We start from the raw sequence: 2022 nt of genomic DNA, 5'->3' as shown, positions 1-2022 counted from the left end.
TCGATCAGACGCCGCCAGAGGTCCTCGACCAGCGCCGGGTCCAGGCCATCGGCCTCTGCCCGCGCCCTTACCTTGGCCACCACCTCCTCGACCCGGTCCTCGATCCGGGCCGGAAGGCCGTTGGCCGCCTTCAATTCACAGGCGCGGTCGATGTAACCCGCCCGCGCCACGAGCTTCGCGACAATCTCGCCGTCCAGCCTGTCGATCTCAGCCCGAAGCTCGGGCATCGAGTGGCAGTCCGCCGGCGCCTTCATCGCATTCGCTCCGCAAGATCAGGTCGGGCGCGTCTTACCGCGCCCGGCCCCCTATCGCAACGTGGGAACGCCGATCAGAACAGGCCCTCGACGTTGCCCACCTCGTTGATCCGGATCACTTCCGCCGCCGGCGTCTTGGGCAGGCCCGGCATGGTCATGATCTCACCGCAGATCACCACGATGAAGCCCGCGCCCGCCGACAGCCGCACCTCGCGCACCGGAACCGAATGGCCCGTGGGCGCGCCACGGCGGTTCGGGTCGGTGGTGAAGCTGTACTGGGTCTTGGCCATGCAGACCGGCAGATGGCCGTAGCCAGCGTCTTCCCAGGTCTTCAGCTGGTCGCGGATCGACTTGTCCGCCAGAACCTCGTCGGCATGGTAGATCCGCTTCGCGATCGTCTCGATCTTCTGGAACAGCGGCATGTCGTCGGGGTAAAGCGGCGCGAAGTTCGCCGAACCGCCCTCGGCAAGCTCGACCACCTTGTGCGCCAGGTCCTCGATCCCGGCAGAGCCGTTCGCCCAGTGCTTGCACAGGATCGCCTCCGCGCCCTGCTCGGCCACATAGGCCTTCACCGCCGCCACTTCCGCATCCGTGTCCGAGTAGAAGTGGTTGATCGCAACCACCACCGGCACGCCGAAGCTCTTCACGTTGGCGATGTGGCGGCCAAGGTTCGGGCAGCCCTTCTTGACCGCCTCCACGTTCTCGGCGCCCAGGTCGGCCTTGGCCACGCCGCCGTTCATCTTCATCGCCCGGACCGTCGCCACGATCACCGCGGCGGCAGGCTTCAGACCGGCCTTGCGGCACTTGATGTCGAAGAACTTCTCGGCGCCAAGGTCGGCCCCGAAGCCCGCTTCGGTCACCACATACTCACCCAGCTTCAGCGCCGTCTTCGTCGCGATGACCGAGTTGCAGCCATGCGCGATGTTGGCGAACGGGCCGCCATGGACGAAGGCCGGGTTGTTTTCCAGCGTCTGCACCAGGTTCGGCTGCATCGCGTCCTTCAGAAGCACCGTCATCGCCCCGTCGGCCTTGATGTCGCGGCAGTAGATCGGCGACTTGTCGCGCCGGTAAGCCACGACGATGTCGCCCAGGCGCTTCTGCAGATCCTCAAGGTCCTTCGCAAGACACAGGATCGCCATCACCTCGGAGGCCACCGTGATGTCGAAGCCCGTCTGGCGCGGGAAGCCGTTCGAAACGCCCCCCAGCGACACAACGATGTCGCGCAGCGCCCGGTCGTTCATGTCCATCACCCGGCGCCAGCTCACCCGGCGCTCGTCGACCTGAAGCTCGTTGCCCCAGTAGATGTGGTTGTCGATCATCGCCGAGAGCAGGTTGTGCGCGCTCGTGATCGCGTGGAAGTCGCCCGTGAAGTGGAGGTTCATCTCCTCCATCGGAACAACCTGCGCATAGCCGCCACCGGCCGCGCCACCCTTCATCCCGAAGTTCGGCCCCAGAGAGGCCTCGCGGATGCAGATCACCGCCTTCTTGCCGATCCGGTTCAAACCGTCGCCAAGACCCACCGTCGTCGTCGTCTTGCCCTCGCCCGCAGGCGTCGGGTTGATCGCCGTCACAAGAACAAGCTTGCCATCCGGACGGCCCTCAAGCGAGCGGATGAAATCCTGCCCAACCTTCGCCTTGTCATGCCCATACGGCAGCAGATGCTCCGTCGGAATCCCAAGCTTGTCGCCAATCTCCTGGATCGGCCTCTTCTTCGCTTCACGCGCAATCTCAATGTCGGTCTTGAACGCCATAATCCTCGTCTCTCCCT

General features: G+C 65.1%; 2 protein-coding genes. Both read right to left on the bottom strand.

The features are described 5' to 3' along the window. Nucleotides 1-254 (bottom strand): chorismate mutase (locus tag OE647_RS20000; protein WP_263723527.1); only part of this gene is annotated, 254 nt, incomplete at its 3' end. Between the two features lie 74 nt (nt 255-328). Next, the gene (locus OE647_RS19995) at nt 329-2005 is read right to left on the bottom strand and encodes a formate--tetrahydrofolate ligase (RefSeq protein WP_263723528.1); all 1677 of its coding nucleotides are present in this window, start codon (nt 2003-2005) and stop codon (nt 329-331) included. Nucleotides 2006-2022: the final 17 nt, after the last annotated feature.

Origin of the sequence: Albidovulum sediminicola, from assembly GCF_025751575.1 — a bacterium.
Classification (GTDB): domain Bacteria; phylum Pseudomonadota; class Alphaproteobacteria; order Rhodobacterales; family Rhodobacteraceae; genus Albidovulum; species Albidovulum sediminicola.
Note: the sequence above shows the minus strand (reverse complement) of the source record. Positions and strands in the feature narration are given on the sequence as shown.